Here is a 26,498-nt window from a genome sequence, read left to right on the forward strand (position 1 = left end):
AATCGCCTGACATTGAATTAAATTCAATTTCATTATTTAGGTTAGGGAAGTGTAACTGGATTAGTTTAACTTACTTTGTGAATTGAATTCTCAAAAAATGCGTGCCTAGAATGTTGCTCTTGGCCTACGAACGCCTTGAATCTGCCTATTTTATAGGACCACTGAGTTCCAGTCTTGACCCTTTCCATTTCAAAGTCTTTCTCCAAAATAACTAAATGATTTTGAAGCTCACGTATTGTTATGTCAATACCAATGTTATCAACGATCTGTCTGGCAGTCTTGAATGAGTCACTGTTTTTGAGGAATTTGTAAACAGGATCCGTAATACGAGAATAATCTTGTTCTTTTTTTATCTCGCTAGTTCCATTTAAGGCGTCTGCAATAGCGAGGCCTAACGCCCGCGCTACAGGCGGAGGAAACGCATTTCCGATCTGTCGGTATGTGCTCGTCTTTTTGCCAGCGAAGTTCCATCTAAATTCTCTGCCACCCCATCCTTGGAGTTTTGCCACCATGCCCAAAGTCAGCTTGGGGCCGACTTCGAATTTATCGCCAGGCTGCGGCGCTGAATCAGCAATCCCCTTTCCGTTGACTCCAAGTTCGGCCCATGCCTGCTTCGCGCGGGTTGGTCCAAGATCCGCCCCACCGTGTTTTTTCGAGCCGCCCACAATAGTGGGACCGATACCATTAGCGTTCTGCGCCCATTCAGATGCGCCTTCCCACCCATTGGCAGCCATAAGGTTTTTCAGCGCTTTACCAACAGTTACGTGTGTACTCTTAGGTTCTGGCCAATGGAAGAATTGAAATTCTTTTTGCTCCATCGCGATAAGAACGAATCGCGGACGGAGTTGCGCAACACCATAGTCGGAAGAATTAATTAGGCGCCACTCTGCGCGATACCCCAATTCTTCAAACCTGTCTAAAACATGCTGACGGTACCCCGCGAAACGAGGCATGCTCAGCCCTCGGACGTTTTCCAACATTACAGCTCTTGGTTGAATTACTCCCACTTGTTCAACAGCCCAGGCAAATAAATCGCGCTCGTCACCCGACCCTAACTGCTTCCCTGCAATGCTGAATGGCGGGCAAGGAACACCACCTGCAAACAGATCTATACGGTATGGAAGGTTACTCGGAGAATAGTCAGCGGGATCCCATACAGACCGATTCGCCACATCTCCGACAGCTATGTTCCAGTTCGGACGGTTGAGTCGAAGAGTCGATGCGGCGGTTTCGTCAAGCTCAATAGCGAGCTCGTGGTGAAACCCCGAACGCTCGAGCCCCAGGGACTGACCGCCGGCGCCTGCACATATCTCGATTACGCGCAATTTGCTATTCATTAGAACGCTCCTCTAGCCTGCAAACACAACGAATGATTCGTTGAAAGGATGGCATCCTCTCCATATTACCGGTTGCAGATACCATCATTTTTCTATTTTCGCCTCCGAATACGACAGTATGATGCTCTGGCTTGCGGAGAGGTTCCATTTAGCGATTTATGGAAACTTCGAAACGTGCCGAATTCGTCACGATTCTATTGCAAGCAGCTCTGCGCCAATCATGCTGAAATGGCGAATTACTGGTTTCGAATAGTGGGTGCTGGGGCTGCGCTTCCATGGTATCCGGCATCGGCCACCCATCGCCCACCGTCGAGTTCAACGCTATTGGCCATTGCAATATCTGCCCTGACTACTCTGGTACTTACCAATTCCCCCTCGTGCGGTATTGCGCATCCAAGCTCCAAAGCAATATTGACTTGTCGCTTGTAGTCCCCCGACAATATTATGATTCCTTCCGACTGCAAGGTACTCCTTGCGCCGCCATTGGCTCGCACACGTTTCATGTAGTCGCTTTGCTGGGCTACCGTCGCAACAACATTTCGTGAGATTCTCCGGTTCGTCGCGATCCGGAAAAGCTGATTGATACGCGCTTGCCCACTTCGCGGGGCAAATATTTTTGCCACTTCATTCTCTGAAATATGGAGCAGAACGTTTGGTGGCATCGGTGCATCCTTTCGGATCCACCGGATGCGACGCTTACCCAACGCATTTAGCGTGCCCTTCTGATCGCGGTTCATGCCCACATTGCGGTTCTCCGCCGATGCACGGACTAAACCCATACTCCACTTTGATTTCTCATCACTCGCAACAGAACCAAGTATCAAGTGATCGATGCTTTCCGGTGGAAGCATCCAACTCCCCGTAGCGGAATACTTGCAATCGACTTCGTGTCCAGCGATCTGATAATCCATCAACAGCCCATCGGAAAAATCGAATTCACGTTGAAGATTAATTTCGATAAGTGTGCCGAAATGCGTTTTTTCGGTTTTGTAGAGCTGATCCCACCGATAGCGTCCAGTGCGTTGTCCGTCATACAATTGGTCGAAGGTTTCTCGGAAGACCTTGGCCATGCGACTCCCCGATGGGTCCTGTTCGACTATCCACCCAATAACTTCTTCAAGTGCTGAATCATTGTGTGAGAGGTCATGTCCAAGTGGGAGCTCCTGCATGCCTCCATCGTAACGGAACTAACCCGACAAGTACGCCTCTGACCTAGTCTAAGAACCCGCGCAGCAGGGTCGCAGTGCCATCAAGATGTTCTTGCATCAGCTTCTTTGCGCTGGCTCCATCGCCGCGGAGGATGGCGTTTAAGATGTCCTCGTGCTGGCGGCTCGAGTGCGCGATATTCGGCTTCAGGAACGGAATCCGGTCCAGCAGCTCGCTGGTTGCGTCGCGCGCTTCAGCGACAGCTTTTGCCAGCATGCTCGAAGCTGACAAATCGGCGATCATGACATGGAGCCGGGCATCCAGCGGCCGGTAGTTCGTCGCGTCGGCCGAATTGACGGCTTCGTGCGCCAGCATCAAATTATTTCGCTGGGTTGCAGTGAGCGATGCTCCCGCGGCCAATTCAGCTGCGGCAGGTTCCACGACCGATCTGAATGCAAGCACATCCTCAATGCGTGCACGGTCAGAACCATCCAATGGATTCTCATGCGAATTCGGTTGAGCCGCAACAACCGTTCCGCCGTATCGGCCTCGCTGCACCTGCAAGTAGCCTGCGCTCTGCAATTCCGCCAACGAGTCGCGCAATGTTGCTCGTGAAACACCCAGGGCTTCAGCAAGTTCCCTCTCCGCAGGCAATTTTTCGCCGGGCGGGAAGACACCTAGCCTCATGGCGCGCAACAGTTGCCCGAGGGTCTCCTCGAAGACGTTTCCCCGGCGCACTTGCCCAAGGAACCTCATCCCGTCCCGGGAATCCAATGGTTTAGTTTCGGCCATGATCTAAGAATGGCACACAATTTGGTTCAAGAAAACACCTTTCATTTTCTCTTACCAGCTCCATCTTCAAACTAACCTATTGACTTTCCTTCGTGACCCCTGCCACAGTTGAGCGCATGCAAAGGACTGATTTCAGTCCATTAGATTCAGGACTCATGGACCGAGGAAGCTCACATGACCAAGAATTCACACATCGACTACGCATCGGTCGACAAAGACTATCTACGACATAGGCAGCTCAAGAAAGGCGCCGCAGGTTGGATCCTGCTTGCCGGTTTGGGTATTGCCTACGTCATTTCCGGTGATTTTTCAGGCTGGAATCTCGGCTTGGCCGCTGGCGGCTGGGGCGGACTGCTCATTGCCTTCGTGCTGATGGGCATCATGTACACCTGCATGGTATTCGGTCTTGCCGAAATGTCATCCGCCTTGCCCACCGCGGGCGCAGGTTACGGCTTTGCCCGCAGGGCCATGGGACCACTAGGCGGTTTCGCCACCGGCATGGCAGTGCTCATCGAGTATGCCGTGGCCCCTGCCGCTATCGCCACCTTCATCGGCGGCTACATCGAGGCCCTCGGCCTGTTCGGGATGACCAATTCGTGGCCCGTCTACCTGGTCACCTACATTGTTTTCATCGGCATCCACATGTGGGGCGTGGGCGAAGCGCTCAAGCTGATGTTCGGCATCACCGCTATCGCCATTGTGGCGCTGGTGGTCACCGTCTTTGGCCTGATACCGCACTTTGAGCCAAGCAACCTCTTCGACATCGTGCCAGACGGTTCGGCCGGCTCCTCAGCCTTCATGCCGTTCGGCATTTCCGGAACCCTTGCCGCGCTGGTCTTCGGTATCTGGTTCTTCCTCGCAGTAGAGGGTGTCCCCCTTGCCGCAGAAGAATCGCAAGATCCGAAACGCGATATGCCCAAGGGCATCATCACAGCAGTCATCTTCCTGGTCTTCTCCGGTGCTGCCATGCTCATCCTGGTGCCCGGAGTCGCGGGAGCCGAAGCCATGAGCGTTTCCGGCTCCCCACTTCCCGAGGCGCTGCGCGAAGCCTACGGGCAGAATTCGGCGCTGGCGAACTTCGTGAACTATGCGGGACTGGCAGGTTTGGTGGCCAGCTTCTTCTCTATCGTCTATGCCTACTCCCGGCAGTTGTTCGCCTTGTCCCGTGCCGGCTACTTGCCCCGGGTGCTCTCGCTTACCGGCTCCCGCCATACACCGTGGGTGGCCCTGCTGGTTCCAGGCACCATCGGATTCATCCTGGCAGCAGTCATCCGCAATGGCGACCAGCTGATCAATATCGCGGTCTTCGGAGCCACCGTCTCCTACGTGCTGCTGAATCTAAGCCACATTGTCCTGCGGATCAAGGAACCCGACCTGCCCCGCGGGTATCGCACCCCGGGCGGCATCGTCACCACTTCCATTGCGCTGGTGCTGGCTGTCATTGCCCTCATCGCAACATTCGTCGTGGACATCCTCGCCGCAGGAATCACCGCAGGAGTCTTCGTCCTGGCACTCGCGTACTTCTGGTTCTATAGCCGGCATCGCCTGGTTGCTAGCGCGCCCGAAGAAGAATTCGCCATCCTGGAGTCCGAAGAAAATGCCCTGAAGTAAACCGGTCCCAGGCCACAGAACCAATCCCCGACAATCGAAGGAACATTCTCCATGCAAGACATCCAAGAACTCGTCAAGGCCTCCAAGAACGAACGCATGCTAAGCGTTGAACAGTTGACCGAGGGCATCCGCACCGGAGTCTATGATTCGGTCATTCTCGCCTTCACCGACATGCAGGGCCGGCTCCAGGGAAAAATCGTCCATGCCCAGTTCTTCCTGGACACCGTGCTGAATCACGGCACCGAAGCTTGCAACTACCTGTTGGCAGTGGATACCGAAATGAACACCGTGGAAGGCTATTCGCTGACCAGCTGGGACACCGGCTACGGCGACATGGAGTTCGTGCTGGATTACGACACCATCCGCCCAGTTCCGTACTTGGAACGCACGGCGCTGATCCAGACCGACTTGGCCACCACGGACGGACGTCCGGTTCCAGTGGCCCCGCGGTCCCTGCTCAAGGCGCAGCAGGAGAAAGCCGCTGCGTTGGGCTTGCGCGCCATGGCAGGTACGGAACTGGAGTTCTTGATCTTCAACGACTCCTACGAAGATGCGCAGCAGCGCGGCTACCGGGACCTCACCCCTGCCAACCAGCACAACGTCGACTACTCGATCCTGGGCTCAATGCGCGTCGAACCGCTACTGCGCGATATCCGCAACGCCATGTACGAATCGGGCATGATCGTCGAATCGGCCAAGGGCGAGTGCAACTTCGGGCAACACGAAATCGCTTTCAAATACGACGACGTGGTCACCACCGGCGATAACCACACCTTCTACAAGCTCTCGGCCAAGCACATGGCCTCGCAGCGCGGGCAATCCATCACCTTCATGGCCAAGCCCAACCAGCGCGAAGGTTCCAGCTGCCACATCCATATGTCGCTGCGAAAGCTCGACGGATCCTTGGCCTTCTGGGACGAAGCCCGCGGAGAACGCACGGAGATGTACAACCACTTCATCGCCGGAGTCTTGGCCACGATGCGGGAGTTCACCCTGTTCTACGCCCCGAATATCAACTCCTACAAGCGTTTCGCCAAGGGGTCCTTCGCGCCTACCGCCGTTGCTTGGGGCCTGGACAACCGCAGCTGCGCGGTCCGGCTGGTGGGCAAGGGATACGGCGCACGCATGGAGAACCGCTTGCCCGGAGCGGACGCCAACCCGTACCTGGCCATGGCCGCCATGCTGGCGGCCGGTCTCTACGGCATGGAGAAGAAGCTGGAACTGCCCGAGATGGTGACCGGAAGCGCCTACGACTCCGGATCCCAGCATGTGCCCCAAACCATGGCCGAGGCCCGAGAGCTCTTCGCGAACTCGGAAATCGCTTTGGAAATCTTCGGCAAGGAAGTAGTGGAGCACTACACCCGCTACGCGGACGTGGAAATCGAGCAGTTCAACGCGGCGGTCACCGACTGGGAAGTCTCCCGCGGTTTCGAACGCCACTGATCACGAAGGACAACTACAAGTGAACTATCCATCGGACCCGGCAGCGCAGCGCAGGCCGCGCATCGGGCTGACCACCTACTGGCAGGAAGCCAAATGGGGTGTCTGGGAAAGTACCGCGGCCATTGTCCCGGGCAAGTACATCAAGTCAGTAGTTGCAGCCGGTGGTACGCCAATGCTTCTTCCACCGGTTGCCACTGACATCTCTGTCTTGGACGTCCTGGATGGGCTGATAGTCATCGGCGGCGTGGATGTGGATCCTGCCAACTACGGCCAGCAACCGCACCCGCGCACGGCGGCACAGCCGGAGCGGGACCTGCACGACATGGCTTTGGCCGCCGCCGCGCTGGAGCGGGCCGTTCCGCTGTTCGCCATCTGCCGTGGCGCCCAGGTGCTCAACGTGCAGCAGGGCGGAACCCTGAACCAGCACCTGCCCGATGTCCTTCCGGATGCTGCCGAAAAGTACCAGCCAGCTCCCGGGGTCTTCGGCACAGTGGATTTCACCACCGCGCAGGGTTCTCTGGCGGAGCAGATCCTGGGCAACCAGGCCAGTGCTCCGTGCTACCACCACCAGTCCCTGCAGGAGGTAGCCAAAGGCCTTGAGGTCACCGCCCGCGCCAGCGACGGGACGGTGGAAATCGTTGAAATGCCGCAGGCCCGAGGCTGGGTTCTGGGCACGCAATTCCACCCGGAAGAGAACTTGGAAGATATCCGGCTCATGCAGGCTTTCGTCCAGGCTGCGCATGACTACGCCACCAGCAAATCTATTTCGACACCACAGGAAGCGCTATGAGCACTGATACCGCAGTGAAAGACACCTTTACCGTGATCAACCCGGCGACTGGGCAAGCAGTCCAGGACGTCGCGCTGGCTGATACCGCGCAGGCGGATGCCGCAATTGCCCGGGCCTCCGAGGCTTTTCCCGCCTGGAGCCAGGTCGCTCCTGCTGAGCGCGCCGCGCTGCTGCGCAGATTCGCGGCCGCAGTAGACCGCGACCTGGAAAATCTGGCTCAGCTGGAAGTGCTCAATGCCGGGCACACCATCGGCAACGCCCGCTGGGAGGCCGGAAACGTCAGGGATGTGCTGAACTACTACGCAGCAGCCCCGGAACGGAACTTCGGCAAGCAGATTCCCGTCGCAGGCGGAGTGAACGTGACCTTCCACGAACCCCTGGGTGTCGTTGGGATCATCGTGCCATGGAATTTCCCCATGCCGATCGCGGGGTGGGGGTTCGCCCCGGCACTGGCCGCAGGCAATACTGTCGTGCTCAAGCCAGCGGAGCTGACCCCTCTGACTGCCATCCGTCTGGGCGAGTTGGCCCGCGAGGCCGGCATTCCAGAGGGCGTCTTCACCGTCATTCCGGGCAAGGGCTCGGTAGTCGGCGAGCGCTTTGTCACCCATCCCGACGTCCGCAAGGTGGTTTTCACCGGTTCCACCCAAGTGGGCCAGGGCATCATGCGCGGATGCGCGGACCAGCTGAAGCGTGTCACCCTGGAGCTGGGCGGCAAGAGCGCCAATATCATCTTCGCCGATGCCGACCTCGACAAGGCAGCCGCCCAGGCACCGGGCGGTGTCTTCGACAATGCCGGACAGGACTGCTGCGCGCGGTCCCGGATCCTGGTGCAGCGCAGCGTTCTGGATTCGTTCATGGAGCGATTCACCCAGGCTGTCGCGGCGGTTACCGTCGGGGATCCGAGCGACGAAGCTACGGTGATGGGCCCTTTGGTCTCCGCCAAGCAATTGCAGACGGTGTCTTCCTTCCTGCTCGATGAGCAAGGCAATCCCCGCAATGATATCGCCTACCAGGGAAAGATCCCCCAGGGCGAGGGCTTCTGGTTCCCGCCTACGGTCGTGGTTCCCGAAGATCCGCAGGACCGGATCCTGCGCGAAGAGATCTTCGGCCCGATCGTCGCGGTGATCCCATTCGAGGATGAGGCCGATGCCATCCGCATTGCCAATGACTCGGAGTACGGGCTCTCCGGATCCATCTGGACCCGGGATGTGGGCCGTGCCCTGCGCGTGGCCCGCGCGGTCGAGGCCGGGAACCTGTCGGTGAACTCCCATTCCTCGGTGCGCTATTCCACTCCTTTCGGCGGCTACAAGAAATCCGGACTCGGCCGCGAGCTGGGACCAGATGCTCTCGAAGCCTTCAGCGAGGTCAAGAACGTCTTCATTGACACCGAAAGCTGATTTACCGCAAAGCCTCAAACAACTAAAACAAATCACTAGCAAGGAGAACCATCAAATGAGCGAAACTGCCCCATACAACGGCTTGGTCACCAATCGGCTTGCCGGACGAGTCGCCACTATTACCGGCGGAGCCTCCGGCATCGGCCTGGCCACGGCCAAGCGCTTGGCCCATGAAGGCGCCAAGGTGGTCATTGGCGATATCTGCGCCGAGGAAATCGGCCAGAAAGCCGCCGAAGAAGTCGGCGGGCTTTTCGTCCGCACCGATGTCACCAATGAGGAAGACGTCAAGAACCTGTTCGCCACAGCCAAGTCGACCTACGGTTCGGTGGATATCGCATTCAACAACGCGGGGATTTCCCCGGCAGACGACGCTTCCATCCTGGATACCGGCATCGACGCCTGGCGCAAGGTCCAGGAGGTCAACCTGACCAGCGTGTACTACTGCTGCAAGCACGTGCTGCCTTATATGCAGGAACAGGGCCGGGGCTCCATCATCAACACCGCTTCCTTCGTCGCTGTCATGGGTGCGGCGACCAGCCAGATCAGCTACTCGGCTTCCAAGGGCGGGGTGCTATCCATGAGCCGCGAACTCGGTGTCGAGTTCGCCCGGCAGGGCATCCGGGTCAATGCACTTTGCCCCGGCCCGGTGAACACCCCGCTGCTCAAAGAGCTCTTCGCCAAGGACCCGGAGCGCGCCGCGCGCCGCTTGGTGCATGTGCCGCTTGGTCGGTTCGCGGAACCGGATGAGCTGGCAGCGTCAGTTGCCTTCTTGGCATCTGATGATTCCTCGTTCATCACCGCGAGCCAGTTCCTCGTTGATGGCGGAATCGCCGGCGCTTACGTCACTCCCCTATAAACGGCCTAGAGCATCGAACGGTCGGAGGTGAACCTGAAATTTCAGGTTCACCTCCGACCGTTCGTTTCGGAGCCGAGGGCCCCGGATGCTTCCTCTAGGTAACGCCTAGCCCTCGACGCGCTGCACCTTGCCCACCAAGAAGACGTAGGAGAGTATTCCGACCGCCGCGATGACCGTCATGTAAATGAACGCCGGGCCGAAGTCCGTGGCCGAGACCAGCAGACCAATCACGATTGGGGTGGCAATCGAGGACAGGTTGCCGATGAAGTTGAACATGCCACCGGTCAAACCAATCAGGCGAGACGGTGCCAGTGCAGATACCAAGGACCAGGTAATCGAAGCCAGGCCATTGCCGAAGAAGGCAATAGACATGAAGGTGATGACCAGTGCGGTGCTGTCCGTGAAGATTGCACCAATCATGCTCATGGAAAGCAACAGCCCGGTGATGATTGGCAGCTTGCGGGAAGTACCCAGGCTCACCCCACGCTTGAGCATGAGGTCAGAGAGAACACCACTGATCAGTACACCGGCCAACGCCGCGATGAATGGAAGCGACGTCAGGAATCCCGTCTTGATGTAATCCATCTGACGGTAGGTCACCAAGTAGGTTGGGAACCAGGTCAAGAAGAACCACAACGTGGAGGTCAGGCAGAACTGGCCAATATAGATTCCCCACAGCTTCTTGCGTCCCAAAACCAAGGCAAAGTCAGCCTTGCTCAGCTTCGGTGCAACCGTCTTGGCCTTCTTGCTGCCAAGGTCAACAAGTCCGCCGCCCTCGCGGATGTACTCGATTTCAGCGGCATTGGCTCTCTTGGAATCCACCGGATTCCGGTACATGACGAACCAGATCAGGCCCCATACGACGCCTACCGCACCGGTAACCACGAAGACCCAGTGCCAGGTCAATGCATGCTGAAGCCACAGCAGGACGGGGGTCAGCAGCGCGAGACCTATGAACTGGCCAGAGGTGTAGAAGCCAATAGCGGTGGCGCGCTCACGTTCAGGGAACCAGGCAGTGACCACCTTGTTGTTGATTGGGTACGCAGGGGCTTCGAAGCCACCGACAGCCATTCGCAACACGATCAAAGCAATGAAGCTTCCGGCCATGCCCATGAAGATTGTGGCCACCGACCACAGCACCAGGCAAATTGGGTACAGCAGACGAGGCTGAACTCGGTCTACCAGCCAACCGCCCGGTAGCTGCATGGCCGCATAGGTCCAGCCAAAGGCAGAGAGCAACAGGCCTTGCTGTGCTGTGTCCAGGCCGAATTCCTCGGAGATCAACGGCGCTGCAACCGAGAGGTTTGAACGATCCATGTAGTTGATTACTACGGTGAGGAACAACATGAAGGCTACGGCGTAGCGCGTCTTTGTAGCTTTGCCAGCGCTCTTGAGTGTTGCAGCTGACGACAGTGTCGACTGAGACATACGATTTACCATTCTGCGAAGGATCCGTCCTTGTGACGCCAAATTGGGTTGCGCCAGCGATGACCTTCAGCTGCGCGTTCAATGACGTACTCTTCATTTACATCAATGCCCAGACCCGGACCTTCAGGGATGGCAACCATGCCATCCTCGTAGGCGAAGACCGACGGATCATTGACGTAGTCAAGGAGATCGTTGGATTTGTTGTAGTGGATCCCCAGGGATTGCTCCTGGATAAAGGCGTTGTATGCACCGGCATCGATCTGCAGGTTCGCGGCTAGAGCGATTGGGCCAAGTGGGCAGTGCAAGGCGACTGCAACGTCATAGGCTTCAGCCATCGCCGCAATCTTGCGGGCTTCGGTGATGCCGCCACAGTGCGAGGGATCCGGCTGAATGATGTCCACCGCTCCGCTGGCCAAGACATCCTTGAAGTCCCAACGGGAGAACAGCCGCTCGCCCAAGGCAATCGGAGTACTGGAATTGCGCAATGGCTCCAGCATGGATTTCACGTTTTCACTGAGTACCGGTTCTTCAATGAACATCAGCTTGAAGGGCTCTAGTTCCTTGAGCAGGACTTTGGCCATTGGCTTGTGCACTCGACCATGGAAGTCAACGCCGATGCCTACGTTCTCGCCTACTGCGTCGCGGACAGCCTGAACGTTCTCCAAGCACCCCTGAACCTTGTCCCAGGTGTCGATGTACTGGAGTTCTTCGGTGCCGTTCATTTTCACTGCAGTGAAGCCGCGTTCAACAGCGGCCTTTGCGGCGGTTGCGGTATCCGACGGGCGGTCGCCGCCAATCCATGAGTACACGCGGATCTTGTCGCGCACCTTGCCACCGAGTAGCTCATAGGCAGGAACCCCAAGGGCTTTGCCCTTGATGTCCCACAGCGCCTGGTCGATGCCGGCCAGGGCGCTCATCATGATGCCGCCACCGCGGTAGAAGCCGCCGCGGTACATTACCGTCCACAGGTCCTCGATGTTTCGCGGATCCTGGCCGATGAGGTAATCCGAAAGTTCCTCAACTGCTGCGGCAACAGTGGATGCGCGGCCTTCGAGTACCGGCTCGCCCCAACCGACAATTCCCTCGTCGGTTTCGATCTTCAGGAACAACCAGCGAGGTGGCACCATGTACGTGGTCAGTTTTGTAATTTTCATGCAGACTTCCTCATCTCATGGATCGTTTGGTAGGCAGAGACAAGATTGCCTGCCCTCGTTTTCAGGTCTTCAAGGCTTCGTCCGGACTTGTAAAGGGAGGAGCCAATGCCAAAACCTGTGGCTCCGGCTTCCAGCCATTGCGCCATGTTCTCCTCGTTGATGCCCCCGACAGGGATCAGGCCAATGCCGGAGGGAATCACAGCGGTCCACGCCTTGAATCCCGCCAGGCCTACTTGCTCGGCAGGGAAAATCTTGACGTTCTTCGCTCCGGCTTCAATGGCATCAAAGGCGTTGCTCGGAGTAGCAGCACCTGGGAACGAATCCATGCCCAGCGCCACCGTTTCTTGGATAACCCGCACGTTGGTGTTTGGGGAAACAATGATTTGCGAGCCCGCCTCGTGGCACGAGCGAACTTGGTCTACGGTGAGCACAGTACCTGCACCAACTACTGCGTCTTCAGGTAGCGCACCGCGTAAAATTTCGATGCTATTCAATGGCTCCGGGGAATTCAGCGGTACCTCCAAAGACCGAAAACCGCTGGCATAGAGCGCTTCGCCAACGCCTTGAGCTTCCGAAGGATGAAGACCTCGCAAAATGGCTACGAGTCCGGCAGCCTTCAAAGTTGTCGTCAGTTCATTCACGGCAAAACCTTTCTTGATAAATCGTGTGGCAAGTTGGTGGCTCAGACCGAGGCGGTCTGCAGGAGGCCTTGTGCGCTTGCAACGGCCCAGATTCCCCGAGGGGCTGTGCCTTGCAGTTCGCGCACCTGATCAATTCCGAAAATATTCAGCGCCCTGGTGTACCTGGAGCTGAGTTCCTTATTGCCGCAGATGGTCAGCGACAGGGCGTCGTTGGTGGCTTGCTTGCCAAGAACGGAACGGATTTCAGCACCGATCATCAGCCCAGAGAGATAGTTACTGACTTCGTTTTTTTCCAAACGCTCGGTCAGAACCAAGGTTCTCGCGGAGAAGGCCGTGAGCATCAGATCCGCAGCGCCCTCGCCCGATTGCGATACCTTCACGCCTCGATCAAAGGCCGACCAATTCGCCGATGGTGCTGGCTCGATGAGCTTGGAGAGGATGGACCGGGTGCTGAGCAGTGCAAACGTTTCACCTGTCATGGAAGTGCAGAATTCGGTAATCGTGCGTCCGGAGACCTTGACCCATTTGGAGTGCGTCCCCGGGAGCAGGAACAGTTGCTCTTCGGAGTCATCTGCGTTCACGGCGGCAAGATCAATGGCACCGAGGATTTGAGTTTCTTCACCGCGCATGACGTCTGGAAGTTCTTTGAGGTCCAAGACGCCGGGGATGATCTGCATCGTTCGGCCCGGAGCGATCTCCACTGATGCCAACCCGAATTCTGGATCAGCCAAATTGGCTGGAACTGGTCGGTAGGCCGCTTCGGTCCAGCCCTGCTGACTGCCAACCATTCCGCAGGCGATCACGGGGACATTCTCGAAGTTATCCAGCCAATCGCCGCACAGTTCGGTCAGCGTCGCCTTGAAGGCCTCATCGAGGGACTGGGTCTCGGCTTGCGCCTTCGAGGCCACTTGCATGATGCCAAGAGCTGCACTGCGTTCCGCCACGGTGTGGCCATCGGCGCCCATGAGGTAGGCGCGTGCGGACGTAGTTCCCCAGTCCAAGGCGATCAACTGGGCTTCGGCGATATTTGTCATAACTCCTGTTTTCATTTCATGGACTGCACAAGATCGTTCAGCTGTGCTCCCCTTCACATCTGAATAGTGTCGGAGGTATCCCAATAGTTCAAAAGGTGTTGTATATAGTGGGATGAAATACTTTGATCTTTTCATACCAAGGAACACGTCATGACCATGAATCCCGAACCCACCACAGACGATTCAATGGACGCTCCTCCTCCGGGCACGCTCACACTTGCTCGCGGACTGGAGATTCTGCGCGCTGTTGGCCGCGGTGCGACGAATCTGAATGAAGTGGCAGCCGCAGCCAATATCGGAAAGAGCGCTGCGCAACGCATGGTGAAGCTCCTGGTGCAGCGCGGATTCCTGCGCAGCACCCATGGCACCGATTTCAGCCTGGGCCCGGCACTGATCGAGCTGGGTTTCCATGCCCTCTATCAAAGCCCGGTCCCTGTTATTGCGAAACCCATTTTGGAAGAACTCGCCCGCAAGTACCAGGACACGGTGCATCTAGCGGTGGAAGACGAAGCGCAGGTGCTTTATGTCGACAAAGTCCCCGGAACTCGCGGCGCACAAATGCGCTCACGAGTCGGACAGCGCATGCCTCTAAGCCGCACCGGCATCGGCAAAGCGCTCCTGCTTGATACTCCCCTGCGCTGGGAATCCACCTTTGATTCCGAGTCGCCTGTAGAACAAGCCTCGCATCAAACCAAGGAGGCGTTCCTGTCCAGGATGAAAGCCTACGCAAAAGAAGGCATCGCCTTGGATCTGGAAGACAATGAGCCTGGCATCCGATGCGTCGCCGCACCGATCCGCGACGGCAGTGGCCAGATCATCGCCGCCATCAGCATGTCTGCCACTAATCCCTACATGCCTGACGAGCGGATGAAAGCGCTCAAGTCCGTGATGGGATCTACCGCCACGCAAATTTCGCGCAAGTTGGGCTACTCGGGCAAGACCTTCTAGAACGCTTCGCATTTAGAGCGCGAAACGGCGGTCCATACCTAGATGTGGACCGGATGTCCCTCCGCCTATTCGACATCGACAAGCACCGATTCCGCGAAGTCCGCCACGCTTGGGACAGGACTAGGAAAGTCGTGCGGATTGAGCCCTGGTCGATCGTGGTTACTGATCTGGATAACGGAAAGAACTTGGATACCGTGGACGGTCGCCGTGGCACCGCAGTGAAACGATGGTAGAAATCCCGGCCACGGTATTGGTATCAAAGTGTGCAGTACGTCGCAATCTACAAGTCATCGGAATTCTGCAAGGCGGTGCGAGATAATCTGCCGAAGGCTAAGGTCAGCATGGATCATTTCCACGTGATTCAGCGGGCGACTCTGATGATCATGCAGGTCCGCCGGCGCAGCTCCCACGAAGTGCACGAGCGTCGCGGCCGGGCGGCTGATCCGGCCTTACAAGTATCGGCAGCTGCTGAGCTGCAACTAGGAGAACCTGTCGATCGAGCAGGTTGAACGATTGAAGGTGATCATGGAACTGACGCGGAATTCGGGGTGATCCATGCGAACAAGGAGCGCGTGCGGCAACTGTTGAAAGCCGCGGATACCCATGAATTCCAATCCAGATGGGCGGTGCAGGAGAAATCCCTGATAACAACAAGATGGTTGAGGTGAAGTCGATGTACCGCACATTCGCTGCGTGGAGGAGTGAGTTTTTGGTGTTCAGCCGAACGAGGCTGACGAACGCCAGGAAACAGGAAAGAGGAAGCGAATCTGACAGCGAAGAACCTGAAACGGATTGGTCGGGGTTATAGGAATCATGGGCATTATCGGCTTCGGATATTGTTATACTCGGCAGGGTTGCGGCCCTGCCGAGCACTCTGCACCACGCTTAACTTTTAAGAGTCCGTGAAGACCTTTCTTGTGGCGCCCGGCCGACAAGCACCCCGGCCAGGAACGCCACCGCGCTCATGTACCAGTTATTCGTCGCCGCCAGGTTAATCCCGGGGGTTAGCACCACCATCGCCGCATCTCAGAGCCTGCACCCAGCGATCCGGACCGCCACCTACAAGAAGTTCAGATCGAAGAATGCCAGCGCCCAGTCGAATTCGGTTCCCGTGGTGGCGGACGCGTTCTCGGCGAACCTGCAAGCGTCGAAGAGCGCGGTCCAGTCCGAACAGCAAGGTTCAGGTGTAGGCGTTCTTGAAAGCGACGGCCACCAGTGCGACCACCACGTTGAGGAGCACTAGCACTCGCTCGATGGTGGAGAAGCCCGGTTGCTCCGCCCCGGATTGCTGTGTATTCCCATCAGACCGCCGATGAGCTCGATGAACTTGCGCAAGCATGCGTCGCTGCGGCTGGGCGCGGTGTTTTACCTCGTCTTCGACGAGCTGCTCAGAGCAAAGTCCCTCACTCGGTGGCGCCGGGGAACTGCGCGGCCAGCCGTTCCAGGGTGCGTTCCATATTGGGCCCGGTACTCCGAGTGAATCCTAGGATCCGTAACACCCACTTGTGCCGTAACCGGCTCGCATCCCAGGTTTCGCTGACCATGGTCCCGGACCCTATAGCTTCCAGCTCGTAGCGCCACCGATGCCCGCTGAAGTGCCGCCAAGCGATCTGCCGGTCCTGCTCGAATTCCACCACGGTATTGCTGATCCGGTACGGGACACCCAGACGCATCTGCATGCCGAACTCGCTGCCCAGGCTGAGCTTGCTGCCCTGCGCATTCGAGGCCCGCACCGTTCCTGAGCCGTCGATGACCGGGTGCATGGCCGGATCCCTGAGCAGTTCGAAGATCTCTGAAGGCGCGGCGGCAACGAGGCGGCGGCGGGTTTGCAGATACGGGGATGGATTCATCAGCCCATCCTATTCCTCATCTGGTCCTGAGCCCGGCAGCCGGGCCTCTCCTCAACGATTCAGTTGTGCCACTCGGGTTTGACTTGTACCACCAGAAAAGTCACAGGTGCTTCGGCTCTGCTTCCTCGCCCGACTCGCCGATGCCTGCCCGGTCATGCGGATACAACTCCGCTCCGGTGCGAATTATCAATCAGCCAATCAGCCCGCCATGGCCAAGAGCTATCGGCCAGTGGCGGGCTCTTGGCGGGTCGGCAAGCAAGCTTGCTGCATCCAGACCTCCTCGGCACTCCAGCCCTGCCCGAAATCGACCGAATTTGGTGTCCTTCATGGCCTTTGCCCCAACGGGCACAAGAATTCCTGTCAGTGTCCTGCCCCAGAGCTAGCCCAGTTCAAGTATCCGGGTCATGTAGATGCTGTTGGGGTCCTCCAGATAGGTCCCGAAGGGCTGGCACTGCTTGAAGCCGTGCTTTCGGTACAGCGAGCGTGCAGGTGCGAAGAACTCCATAGCTCCGGTTTCAAGGGATATGTACGATAGCTTGCGCTGCGCGGCATCCTCCAGAGCATGGAGCAGCAATCGGGAAGCGACGCCTTGCCCGCGGAAGTCCGGGTCCGTCCGCATGCTCTTGAGTTCCTCGTGACCCGGTTCCAATACCGCCAACGCACAGGCGCCCACGATGCGCTGGTCCTTCTGCGCTGCCCAGAGCCGGACGGTTGGCTGGCGTAGCGCAGCCAAGTCCAATGCATGTTGGGACTCCAGCGGCGACTGCGGCGCCATGTCAGCAAGGTGGGCTTCAAGGAAGGCTCTCAGGGAGGGATCCTCGAAGTTTGCGGGTTCGATGGACAACGTCATGAGCGACAAGTTATCAGCAGTTTGTATCGGAGATGTTACGGACAGCTACTTGCCCTTTCCCCACCAGTGCTCACAAATGCTCGGGCCCGGCTTCTTCTGTGTAGCCTCCCGATGCTCCGGTGGCGCCCTCCTGCGGATACAGATCAGCTCCGGTGCGGTCCTTCAATGTCAGGGTTGCGATCAGCGAAGCGCCCACCCAGATGAACAGGTAGGTCGAGACCGCCACGGTGGTATTGAACTGGCCCACCAGCGCGGCGGCAATGGTCGGGGCGAACGCGCCACCGATCACCGAGCCCAGGGCGTAGCTGATCGAGGAACCGCTCAGGCGGATGCGGGCCGGGAACAGCTCGGCATACAGTGCCGGCAACGGGCCGTAGGAGAAGCCCATGAAAGCGCCGAAGACCACCAGGGAGACAGTGACCCAGGCCAGGTTTCGTGTCTCGATGAGCAGGAACAGCGGGAAGAGCCAGGCCAGCAACAGCACCCAGCCGATGATGAACATCTTCTTGCGGCCAATGCGGTCCGAGACCACTCCGCCGATCCAGGTGGAGATCAGCCAGGCCAGCGAGCCGATGGTCATGATGTTCAGGATGTCGCCAGCCTGCAGTTCCAGCTTGTTCGTTGCATAGCCCAGGATGAAGCCGCCGGTGAGCATGTACCCGGCAGTGTTGTTGCCCATGAATACCAGCGTCGCCTGGATGACCTTCTTGGGGTGCTTGCTGAACAGCGTGGACAGCGGGGCCGACTCGGTCTGCTTGGTCCGGGCCATTTCCTCGAAGACCGGGGATTCCTCCACGCGCTGGCGGATGTAATAGCCGATGAGGATCAGCACGAAGCTGAGCAGGAACGGGATGCGCCAGCCCCAGGCCATGAACTGCTCCGGGGAGAGAACGGCGGCGATAATGGCGCTGACCGCGGAGGCCAGCAGCATGCCGGCCGGGACGCCGAGCTGCGGGAAGGCGCCGAATTTGCCGCGTGCATGATCCGGCGCGTGCTCCACTGCCATCAATGCCGCACCTCCCCACTCGCCGCCGGCGGAGAAGCCCTGGACGATGCGCAGGAAGATCAGGAGAATCGGAGCCCAGATGCCGATGCTCGCATAGGTGGGCAGCAAGCCCACCAATGTGGTGCCGACGCCCATCAGCACCAGGGTGATGATCAGCACCGCTCGGCGGCCGTATTTGTCGCCCACCCGGCCCATCACGATCGCGCCCAACGGGCGGAAGAGGAAGCTGATGCCGACGGTGGCGAAAGCGATGATGGAGCCCAGCGACGCTTCGGCGGGAGTGAAGAATTGCGGGGCCAGGACCAGGGCCGCCGCATTGGCGTAGATGAAGTAGTCGTACCACTCCACGGTGGTGCCCACCATGGTCGCTCCCGCGACGCGTTTCTGCTCCTTGGTCATGCGCCCGGGTACTGCAGCTGGAGTGCTCATGATTCCCCCTCGTTGTTGCGAGTATGCAGGAATCACTTTCCTCCGCCCCAGCACCCCCGTGCTGGCCATTCATGCAGGATCGACTCCCTGCCTTGATAGTAGGCTTCTGCCGAACCCGCTACAAGCGATATTTCTCCTTGCACGCCGCTCCCCTGGTTGTTCGCGCTGCTTCTGCGAAAACCTGTCAGTCTTGCGCGAACAGCTTGGCGGCATCAGCGACGACCTGCTTGGCGCCGCCCTGGTTCCAGCTCTCGAGTTGGCGCGTGGCGCCATTGCCGAGATTCGCGAGCGAGTCCAGGTAATCGGCCACGAACTGTTCATCGCCATTGCGTTGCAATTGACGGCCCGCGTAATCGAGCACCCGCTGGATCATCGCCTTGGCAGGCACGGGAGTTCTGGATTCGCTATCGAAATAGGTGCCTTCCACTCCCGACTTCGCCGCTTGCCACAGGCCCAGGTCAAGAACCTCGGACGCTGCCGTGCTGGCAGGGCTGTGTGTTGCCGAGGCGGTATCCACTATGGCCCGGATGAGCAAAGCCAGGGCCACGGATTCGCCGGCTGCCATCTGCGTGTCCGCCGCGCGGACTTCAATGGTCGGATGGTTCACCGACAAGCGGGCGAACCAGCCGATATGCCCCGGATCAAGCAGCGCCCCGGAGGCGATCATGTCCTCAATGCGCTGCTGGTATTCCTGCGCTGTCGCAAACGCCGGCGGAATGCCTGCCGCAGACCATCTGCGGTAGTGCACCGTCCGCCACGAGGCGAAGCCGGTCGGCTCCCCGTTCCAGATGGGAGAGTTCGCGCCCAATCCCGCAATCAGCGACAGCCAGCCGCGCAAGGCATTCAGCGCCCGGACTCCGGCGGCGGCATCCGGGACATGCACATGGATGTGCAGTCCGTTGATGAAATGCTCGCGGGCGATCCCCGGGACGAACTCGTGGATGGTTGCGTAGCGCTGGCCCTTGGTGAACTCCGTAGTGCTCGGAAGCCCCAGCGCCGTTCCCGAAGCAAAGGGAAGCGCCTGATGTTCGCGGCATATCCGCTCAATGGCGGCGCGCCGCCGCACCAGCGCTTCCACGGCTTCTTGCGCGGAGGTGCAGATTCCGGTGACGATTTCCAGCTGGCTGGCCAGAAGTTCGCGGTGGACCGTGGTGCCCGGCAGTTCGAGGCCAAGCAACTGGGCGCTGAGCTCGTCGGACATCGGCACCGGGGCGGCAGTTTCCGGATCCACGAGGAAGAATTCCTCTTCGATCCCAAAGGTCCTGGTCATGGATGCTGGTTCGCCTTCCCTGGGCAGCAATACCAACTGAACATTAGATGGCAGCTGGCCAGGGACGGCCGTTCCCGGCAGGAAACCCAGCGATTTTCCAGCTTCGCCGCAGTTGCGGACACGGCTGTCCGCAGTCACCCGTGCACCCGCCTCGCCCTACGCCCGATAGCTGCCCCGGGCACTTGCTGACCGCTTTTCACAGCTGCTACTGAGCTTGCGGCCATGCAAGCACAAGTCCCGGCGCAAGGGCTTGCAAAGTGTGCCACGCTCTAATCACCGTGGCTCGGCAAAGCACTGCAAGAAGCCAAGCTGCGGGCCGTCACGCCCACTTGGAGGCGCAGCTTCAGCCGGCCGGCCACTGGCCAGCCGGACTGGAATTACTGGATTGATCCGAAGTCGAACGCAGCAGGAGGACAGACCCATGATCAGCACAGAACAACTTCAGGAACTCAGCGCAATTGGCGGCACCGTCATTGGCCCCGACGGCCAGAAGATCGGCAAATTCGGCCAGATTTTCCTTGACGACCGCAGCGGGCAGCCGGAATGGGCGACCGTCCGCACGGGCCTCTTCGGCCTCTCCGAGAGCTTCGTTCCGCTCAGCCAGGCAACCGTCGCCGGCGATACGCTCTCGGTGCCCTATGGCAAGCAGACCGTCAAGGACGCCCCGAACATCGATCCGGAGGGCCAGCTCACCCCAGAGCAGGAGCAGGAGCTCTACCACTACTACAGCCTGTCCTACCAGGAAGCGGACCAGGCCGCCGTGCAGCCCGGCGTCCCGGAGACCGATGCCCGCGCCGAGTATTCGCGGGAAGACGTGCGTGATCCGGTGGACGGCACCTCCCCGGCATCTTCCATCCGTTCCGAGGAGCGGCTGCATGTGGGAACCGAAAGCGTGGAAACCGGCAAGGTGCGCCTGCGCAAGCACGTGGTCACCGAGGATGTGGCCACCACGATGCCGGTGAGCCATGAGGAAGTGCGGCTTGAGCGCGAGCCCATCACGGATGCCGAAGCCACTGGCACCAGCGGAGAACTGGTTGAAGACGAGCAGGAGGTGACCTTGCACGAGGAGCGCCCCGTCGTAGAGAAGACTGTTGAGCCAGTTGAGCGGGTCAGCCTGGAAAAGGAAACAGTCATCGAGGAAGAACGCCTCGAAGCGCAGTTGCGCAAGGAACAGGTTCAGGCCGAGGGCTGGGAAGGCGGCCGGCAAACCCGCTAGCGCCGGCGCGCTGGCTTAGCGCAGGAGCTGAACCTGCACGCAGCGGTGATCGGGGTGGAATCCGGCGGGTGCCGGGTTCCTCCCCGATCCACGCACCTCCGTTGCTGGACGTTCCCTAGGTACTGGAAGATTCCCGTGCCATCCAGTCGGCAATCCCCTAGCGTGGCTAGCATGACGGCGGCCGGCATGCCTGGCCAACGTTTCCTTCCGATCGCAACAGCCAGAATGAAGGAGCAAGATCATGGAACATCCAAAAGATCCTGCCATAGCAACACGTCCGCTGGTGCAGAAGGCCGCCCTGGCGGTCGGCATCGTGTTCTTCCTGGTCGGCGTCCTCGGATTCATTCCGGGAATCACCACCAACTACGAATCGCTCTCTGGTGCCGGCCACCACTCTGAAGCCAAGCTGCTGGGAATCTTCCAGGTCTCGTACCTGCACAATGCCGTGCATCTGCTCTTCGGTGTTGCCGGCTACCTGATGGCGCGAACCGTGCCTGCTGCCCGCAGCTACCTCATTGGCGGCGGAATCATCTACCTGGCCCTGTGGGTCTACGGGCTGGTCATTGATTTCAACAGCGCCGCCAACTTCATCCCGCTGAACGATGCCGATAACTGGCTGCATCTGGGGCTCGGTGCGCTCATGATCATCTTGGGATTGCTCCTCTCCCGCAAGACGACCGGACAGCATCGGGACCCGCACGCGGCTTGACCAGATGCTCAATTGCTGAAGCGGGCACTTTGGCATGCCGGGGTGTCCGCTTTTCCATGCAGTCCATGGCAAAGTCCTCAGCGTCATCGCCATACCCAACGCCTTGGAACGCCGAGGTCGCCGAACGCCGGGACTCTGGGAATCCCAGGAATCTAGGCGAGTTCGCTGGCGCAGTCGCGGCAGATGACGCCTAGGCCAGTCTTCTGCACGGCTTGGCTGCGATGGCGGATAGTGAAGCAACTGGCGCAGAGGAACTCATCCGCTGCTTGCGGGAGGACTTCAACGCTCAGCTCTTCCTCGACGATGGCGCCAGGGAGCTCCACGCCATCGGAAAGGTCGGTTTCTTCAAGCTCGGCCACAACGCTCTTCGCGTCGGGGGCATCGGCTTGTTGCACGTCCTTGAGCGTCTTCTCGGACGCCGCGGCGAAATCCGGACGAACCTCGTCATAATCTGCAGCCATGTTCCTGCCTCCACAGGTGGGAAAATACGCGACAACCACAGCGTGGTGGCGTGCGCTTCGATCGCCAAAGCCCTGGATGGCGTGCTTTGGTCCCAGCGCAGCGAAGCCGCCGTCCAGAAGGCTGGCTTCGACGGCGGCTTTGCCGGCTGGCCGCCAATTGCTAGGAGCCGAGCTCCGCGGCAATGGCGCTGTTGAACGCATCGAGGTCGCCTGGATTGCGCGAGGTAATCAGCACGAAGCCGTTTGCCGGGCAGCGGAAAACCTGTTCGTCCTTCCAGGTGCCGCCGGCATTGACGACATCGGTCCTGATCGAGGTGTATGAGGTCAAGGTCTTGCCCTTGGCCAATCCGGTTTCCACCAGCAGCCATGGCCCATGGCAGATGGAAGCGATCGGCCGGCCCGAACCTGCAAAGGACTTGGCAATGCGCTGGGCATCGGCATCCAAGCGGAGATTGTCGGCATTCAGTGTCCCGCCGGGGATCAGCAGCAGGTCGAAATCCTGTTCGTTCACTGCCGCCAGCGTTTCGCTGGCTTCGAAAACCTCCCCCAAATCCCAATCGCCGACCAGCGACTTGACCTGGCCGGCCTCCGGGGCCGCGATCACCACCTCCGCACCGGCTTGGCGCAAATGCTCCACTGGCTTCTTCAGCTCATCCTGCTCGACTCCGCGGTTGGAAACTGCCGCAAGAACTTTCTTGCCTGCTAGGTCTGGCATATTCATGCTCCTTTCATCGTCCACAGCCCACTGTGCTCTGGGCAGCTACCGCAGGCAAGCAGCAGTCAGGAAGCATCCAGCTGCCGGCTTCGGATCGGGCCTTCGCAGTGCTGCCATGCGCCTTGAACGCGCACAGCAGGCCTTGCCGCGGTAGAGGCGGCAAGGCCTGCTGTGCTGGGAAGCAGATGATCAGGCGTTGATCAGCTCGGCGTCTTCCTTGGCCTTCTTGCTAGCACGCACGTGCTTGTAGGCGGTGAATGCCAGCGTCAATGCGAGGATCGAGTACAGGGTAATCGTGATTCCGCTGGAAACCAGGATGCCCGCATCGCCTTCCGAGACGGTCAGTGCACGGCGCAGCTCGGTTTCGGCCAGGGGACCGAGGATCACTGCAATCAGTACCGGAGCCAAGGGGATCTCGTAGCGACGCATCACGAATCCAACCAGTCCCACACCCAGCAGGATCCACAGATCCAGCAGCGCGGCGCTGATGGCGTAGACGCCGAGGACCGAGAGCACGGTAATGCCTGCGTACAGGTAGTGGCGCGGGACCAGCAGCAGCTTGGCCCACAGCACCGCGAACTGCATGTTCATGACCAGCAGGATCACCAGTCCAATGAACAGCGAGGCCAGCAGGGTCCACACCATGGGGCCGCTGCGTTCGAACAGCAGCGGGCCTGGCTGCATGCCGTACTGCTGGAAGGCGGCGATCATGATCGCCGCGGTAGCGCTGGTGGGCAGTCCCAGGGCCAGCAAGGCGCCCATGGCGGTGCCGGCGGTGGCATTGCCAGCGGCTTCTGGAGCAGCCACGCCTCGGATGGAACCGATCTGGCCGAATTCGATATCGCCGCGGCGCTTGGCCAGGCGCTTTTCGGTGCCGTAGGCCAGGAAGGTCGGAACCTCGGAACCGCCAGCAGGGATGATGCCGAAAGGCAGGCCGAAAGCGGTACCGCGCAGCCATGCCGGCAGGGCCTTCTTGATGTCGTGGCGGTGCAGGCGCGGACGGCCGCTTGGCTTGATTTTCACGGCTTCCGGATCGCGGTGGATGCGCGAAGCAATGTGCAGCACTTCGCCCAGGGCCAGCAGGCCCACGGTGATCACCACAATGGAAATGCCGTCGAAGAGCTGCGGCAGGCCCAGGGTGTAGCGGATGGTTCCCGAAGGGCCATCCACCCCGACCATGGCCAAGACCAAACCGATGCCCAGGGCCACCAGGCCCTTGACGATCGAATCGGACACCACCGAGGAGATTGCAAGGAAGGCGAAGACCGCCAGCGCGAAGTATTCAGCCGGACCGAAAGCGGTGGCCAGCTTGACCAGGGTCGGGGCGAAGAACACCACGACGGTGGTGGCCAGCAGGCCGCCAATGAAGGCGCCCATGGCCGCAGTTGCCAGGGCCTTGGCGGCCAGGCCGCTGCGGGCCATCCGGTGGCCTTCGAAGGTCGAGGCGATCGCCGAGGAATTGCCCGGCGTATTGAGCAGGATGCCGGAGGTGGAGTCGCCGAACAGCCCGCCGTAGTAGACGCCGGCGAACATGATGAATGCCGCGGTGGGATCCAGCGAGAAGGTAATAGGCAGCAGCAGCGCCACGGCCATCGCCGAGCCCAGGCCGGGAAGCACGCCTACGGCGGTGCCCAGCAGGGCACCAAGCAGCACCCACAGCAAGTTCATTGGGGTCAGTGCGTTTGAGAATCCCTCAAGCAGCAGATTGAGCTGTTCCATCTAGAGCAGTCCTTCCAGGAATCCCGCAGGCAGGTTCAATCCCAGTCCGGCGTTGAAAGCCAACTGGATCACGCAGGAGAAGAGCAGTGCAATGCTCACGTCGAATAGCGCCTTCTTGCTGCCCAGTGCGCGGGCAACGACCCAGAACAGGGCTGCCGCGCTGAGGATCCAGCCGGCGTAGGGCAGGATCAGGATGAAGCCGATGACGCCGGCAACCACCATGCCCATGGTCTTCCAGTCCGACTGGGTCTTGTACTGCTTTTCTTCCGCGGCCGGCGCGGCTGCGCCGCCGCGCGGGGAGCGGAAAATCTGGATGGTGTGGGCGATGACCACACCGTAGAGCAGCACGCACACAATGGTCGGGAAGAACTGCGGGCCGGGGACCGACTTGCCCAGTACCTCCATGGTGGCGGTCTGCCAAGTCAGGAAGAGCGCCAGGGCCAGTACCAGAGCCGGGACGATCAGTTCGCTGCGCCCGCTGAAGAAGTTCTGGGCAGGGGCGGCGTTACGGCGGGTGCCGGTGCCGTTGCCGGTGCCTTCTGTTGCTTGGGGTGCTTGAATGCTCATAGTCCCAGTCCCTTGACGATTTGTTCCGTGACTTCGATTTCGCTGTCCACGTAGTCTTCGAATTCCTTGCCGATCATGAAGCTGTCGGTCCAGTTATTGCGCTCCAGCGCATCTTTCCACTGCTCGGATTCATGGATTTCGTGGACCATGTCCACGAAGACCTGCTTGTCCTCTTCGGTGATGCCCGGGGCACCGACGAAGCCGCGCCAGTTGGCCATGACCGCGTCAACTCCCTGTTCCTTGAAGGTCGGGACGTCGACCCCCGGCAGCCGTTCTTCGGAGGAGATGGCCAGCGCCCGCAGGTTTCCGGCTTCGATCTGGTCAGCTACTTCGTTATAGCCGGACATGCCGCCAACGGTGGTGCCTGCCAGCATCGAGGTCAGTGCCTCGCCGCCGCCGGAGTAGGCGATGTAGTTGGCCTTGGACGGGTCGATGCCCACTTCCTGGGCCACCGCACCGGTGAGCAGGTGGTCAATCGAACCCAGCGAACCGCCGGCAATCGAGGTTTTCCCCGGGTCCTTCTTCCAGGCCGCGATGAACTCGTCCAGGGTCTTGATATCGGACTTGGCCGGCACTACCAGCACCGCGTAGTCATCAGACATGCGCGCGACCAGCTCCACGTCCTTCATGGTGGCTTCGGAGTTGGCCAGCTCGATTGCGCCGATCATCACCCCGCCGGTGGCCATGAGCATGTCGTGGCGCCCGGTCATCTGCACGAATTGGCTCAAGCCGATGGTGCCGCCAGCTCCCGGGATGTTCGTGACCTGCACGTTGTTCACTGCGCCGATGGACTTCAGTGCCTGCTGGGCTTCACGGGCGAAGCCGTCCCAGCCGCCGCCGGGCGAGGCAGGGGCCATGATGACCAACTTGTTCCGCGCCGAGGACTCTCCGCCCGACGCTGCCGCGTTGGTGAATGCGAGTCCCGCTACCGCCACGACGACAACGCCGTACAGGGACCGGCTCAAGATGCGTTTGCTCACCATTTTCCGTAACCTCATTGTTAGTGATTCACCTCACCGATTCCCGGTGCGGCCTTTCCCAGTGTGCAGTCAAAGTGAGCCGAAACACACCGGGAATGCGGTTCTGGTCATAACGGGCAATTAAGAAAATAAAAACAACGGGAGCAAGC

At 59.5% G+C, this 26,498-nt stretch carries 25 protein-coding genes and 1 pseudogene; 10 read left to right on the forward strand and 16 right to left on the reverse strand.

Annotation, left to right across the window (positions count from 1 at the left end; all coding sequences use genetic code 11):
- Window positions 1-65: 65 nt before the first annotated feature.
- From CQ012_RS10595 to CQ012_RS10605, 3 genes are all read right to left on the reverse strand, one after another.
- A complete protein-coding gene (locus CQ012_RS10595) occupies window positions 66-1,337 on the reverse strand; it encodes a DNA cytosine methyltransferase (RefSeq protein ID WP_105662115.1) in 1,272 nt (423 codons plus the stop codon).
- A 236-nt stretch (window positions 1,338-1,573) separates the two neighbouring features.
- Window positions 1,574-2,506 carry a NaeI family type II restriction endonuclease gene (locus CQ012_RS10600; protein ID WP_105662116.1) on the reverse strand — a complete coding sequence of 311 codons (933 nt, stop codon included), beginning with the start codon at window positions 2,504-2,506 and terminating at the stop codon, window positions 1,574-1,576.
- Between the two features lie 43 nt (window positions 2,507-2,549).
- Window positions 2,550-3,275, reverse strand: coding sequence for a FadR/GntR family transcriptional regulator (locus CQ012_RS10605; protein ID WP_286134643.1), 726 nt, complete (start codon window positions 3,273-3,275; stop codon window positions 2,550-2,552).
- A gap of 174 nt (window positions 3,276-3,449) precedes the next feature.
- On the opposite strand from CQ012_RS10605, the gene eat reads away from it, so the two are divergent.
- The 5 genes from eat to CQ012_RS10630 are packed head-to-tail and all read left to right on the forward strand — an operon-like array spanning window position 3,450 to window position 9,372.
- The gene (gene eat, locus CQ012_RS10610; RefSeq protein ID WP_105662118.1) at window positions 3,450-4,886 is read left to right on the forward strand and encodes an ethanolamine permease; all 1,437 of its coding nucleotides are present in this window, start codon (window positions 3,450-3,452) and stop codon (window positions 4,884-4,886) included.
- Window positions 4,887-4,937: 51 nt separating this feature from the next.
- Window positions 4,938-6,329: a glutamine synthetase family protein gene (locus CQ012_RS10615; protein WP_181149057.1), complete on the forward strand. Its 1,392-nt coding sequence runs from the start codon at window positions 4,938-4,940 to the stop codon at window positions 6,327-6,329.
- Between the two features lie 19 nt (window positions 6,330-6,348).
- Window positions 6,349-7,119: a gamma-glutamyl-gamma-aminobutyrate hydrolase family protein gene (locus tag CQ012_RS10620; protein WP_286134644.1), complete on the forward strand. Its 771-nt coding sequence runs from the start codon at window positions 6,349-6,351 to the stop codon at window positions 7,117-7,119.
- On the forward strand, window positions 7,116-8,516 hold the full coding sequence (locus CQ012_RS10625; protein WP_105662119.1) for an aldehyde dehydrogenase family protein: 1,401 nt from the start codon (window positions 7,116-7,118) through the stop codon (window positions 8,514-8,516). Before CQ012_RS10620 ends, CQ012_RS10625 begins: the two co-directional genes overlap by 4 nt.
- 55 nt (window positions 8,517-8,571) lie before the next feature.
- Window positions 8,572-9,372, forward strand: a complete 801-nt coding sequence (locus CQ012_RS10630; RefSeq protein ID WP_073706995.1) for a 3-oxoacyl-ACP reductase — start codon at window positions 8,572-8,574, stop codon at window positions 9,370-9,372.
- Between the two features lie 105 nt (window positions 9,373-9,477).
- Here the strand turns inward: CQ012_RS10630 and CQ012_RS10635 are convergent, their stop codons facing one another.
- From CQ012_RS10635 to CQ012_RS10650, 4 genes are read right to left on the reverse strand one after another with little or no spacing between them, the layout of a single operon-like run.
- On the reverse strand, window positions 9,478-10,800 hold the full coding sequence (locus tag CQ012_RS10635; RefSeq protein ID WP_105662120.1) for an MFS transporter: 1,323 nt from the start codon (window positions 10,798-10,800) through the stop codon (window positions 9,478-9,480).
- Window positions 10,801-10,805: 5 nt separating this feature from the next.
- Window positions 10,806-11,954, reverse strand: a complete 1,149-nt coding sequence (gene dgoD / locus CQ012_RS10640) for a galactonate dehydratase (RefSeq protein WP_105662121.1) — start codon at window positions 11,952-11,954, stop codon at window positions 10,806-10,808.
- Entirely contained in the window at window positions 11,951-12,595 is a 645-nt protein-coding gene (locus tag CQ012_RS10645; RefSeq protein WP_105662122.1) for a 2-dehydro-3-deoxy-6-phosphogalactonate aldolase, read from the reverse strand. The genes dgoD and CQ012_RS10645 overlap by 4 nt, the downstream gene beginning before the upstream one ends.
- Window positions 12,596-12,636: 41 nt before the next feature.
- Window positions 12,637-13,629, reverse strand: coding sequence for a 2-dehydro-3-deoxygalactonokinase (locus CQ012_RS10650; protein ID WP_181149058.1), 993 nt, complete (start codon window positions 13,627-13,629; stop codon window positions 12,637-12,639).
- Window positions 13,630-13,779: 150 nt separating this feature from the next.
- Here CQ012_RS10650 and CQ012_RS10655 point away from each other — a divergent pair, with 150 nt between their 5' ends.
- The 3 genes and pseudogenes from CQ012_RS10655 to CQ012_RS10665 all read left to right on the forward strand — a co-directional run bounded on the left by CQ012_RS10655 (window position 13,780) and on the right by CQ012_RS10665 (window position 15,820).
- Window positions 13,780-14,577, forward strand: coding sequence for an IclR family transcriptional regulator (locus CQ012_RS10655; RefSeq protein WP_105662124.1), 798 nt, complete (start codon window positions 13,780-13,782; stop codon window positions 14,575-14,577).
- Between the two features lie 41 nt (window positions 14,578-14,618).
- Window positions 14,619-15,473, forward strand: a pseudogene (locus tag CQ012_RS10660) (ISL3 family transposase); the annotation flags it as partial.
- Between the two features lie 68 nt (window positions 15,474-15,541).
- A complete protein-coding gene (locus tag CQ012_RS10665) occupies window positions 15,542-15,820 on the forward strand; it encodes a hypothetical protein (protein ID WP_105662125.1) in 279 nt (92 codons plus the stop codon).
- A 160-nt stretch (window positions 15,821-15,980) separates the two neighbouring features.
- On the opposite strand, the gene CQ012_RS10670 is transcribed toward CQ012_RS10665, so the two are convergent.
- The 4 genes from CQ012_RS10670 to CQ012_RS10685 form a co-directional block, all read right to left on the reverse strand.
- Window positions 15,981-16,427, reverse strand: a complete 447-nt coding sequence (locus tag CQ012_RS10670) for an SRPBCC family protein (protein ID WP_105662126.1) — start codon at window positions 16,425-16,427, stop codon at window positions 15,981-15,983.
- Window positions 16,428-16,806: 379 nt separating this feature from the next.
- The gene (locus CQ012_RS10675; RefSeq protein WP_105662127.1) at window positions 16,807-17,277 is read right to left on the reverse strand and encodes a GNAT family N-acetyltransferase; all 471 of its coding nucleotides are present in this window, start codon (window positions 17,275-17,277) and stop codon (window positions 16,807-16,809) included.
- Between the two features lie 70 nt (window positions 17,278-17,347).
- On the reverse strand, window positions 17,348-18,712 hold the full coding sequence (locus tag CQ012_RS10680; RefSeq protein WP_181149059.1) for an MFS transporter: 1,365 nt from the start codon (window positions 18,710-18,712) through the stop codon (window positions 17,348-17,350).
- A gap of 184 nt (window positions 18,713-18,896) precedes the next feature.
- Window positions 18,897-19,982: a carboxylate-amine ligase gene (locus CQ012_RS10685; protein ID WP_146112955.1), complete on the reverse strand. Its 1,086-nt coding sequence runs from the start codon at window positions 19,980-19,982 to the stop codon at window positions 18,897-18,899.
- Between the two features lie 421 nt (window positions 19,983-20,403).
- On the opposite strand from CQ012_RS10685, the gene CQ012_RS10690 reads away from it, so the two are divergent.
- On the forward strand, window positions 20,404-21,198 hold the full coding sequence (locus tag CQ012_RS10690) for a YsnF/AvaK domain-containing protein (protein ID WP_105662130.1): 795 nt from the start codon (window positions 20,404-20,406) through the stop codon (window positions 21,196-21,198).
- Between the two features lie 241 nt (window positions 21,199-21,439).
- Window positions 21,440-21,907 (forward strand): DUF4383 domain-containing protein, encoded by a 468-nt coding sequence (locus CQ012_RS10695; RefSeq protein WP_105662131.1) that lies wholly within the window; start codon window positions 21,440-21,442, stop codon window positions 21,905-21,907.
- A 152-nt stretch (window positions 21,908-22,059) separates the two neighbouring features.
- On the opposite strand, the gene CQ012_RS10700 is transcribed toward CQ012_RS10695, so the two are convergent.
- From CQ012_RS10700 to CQ012_RS10720, 5 genes are all read right to left on the reverse strand, one after another.
- On the reverse strand, window positions 22,060-22,368 hold the full coding sequence (locus CQ012_RS10700; RefSeq protein WP_105662132.1) for a DUF4193 family protein: 309 nt from the start codon (window positions 22,366-22,368) through the stop codon (window positions 22,060-22,062).
- A gap of 160 nt (window positions 22,369-22,528) precedes the next feature.
- On the reverse strand, window positions 22,529-23,083 hold the full coding sequence (locus CQ012_RS10705; RefSeq protein WP_181149060.1) for a type 1 glutamine amidotransferase domain-containing protein: 555 nt from the start codon (window positions 23,081-23,083) through the stop codon (window positions 22,529-22,531).
- Between the two features lie 189 nt (window positions 23,084-23,272).
- A complete protein-coding gene (locus tag CQ012_RS10710) occupies window positions 23,273-24,802 on the reverse strand; it encodes a tripartite tricarboxylate transporter permease (protein ID WP_105658753.1) in 1,530 nt (509 codons plus the stop codon).
- Window positions 24,803-25,369: a tripartite tricarboxylate transporter TctB family protein gene (locus CQ012_RS10715; protein ID WP_105662134.1), complete on the reverse strand. Its 567-nt coding sequence runs from the start codon at window positions 25,367-25,369 to the stop codon at window positions 24,803-24,805.
- Window positions 25,366-26,352, reverse strand: a complete 987-nt coding sequence (locus CQ012_RS10720; protein ID WP_105662135.1) for a Bug family tripartite tricarboxylate transporter substrate binding protein — start codon at window positions 26,350-26,352, stop codon at window positions 25,366-25,368. The genes CQ012_RS10715 and CQ012_RS10720 overlap by 4 nt, the downstream gene beginning before the upstream one ends.
- Between the last annotated feature and the right edge of the window lie 146 nt (window positions 26,353-26,498).

The organism is Arthrobacter sp. MYb214, from assembly GCF_002979865.1.
Taxonomy (GTDB): Bacteria; Actinomycetota; Actinomycetes; order Actinomycetales; family Micrococcaceae; genus Glutamicibacter.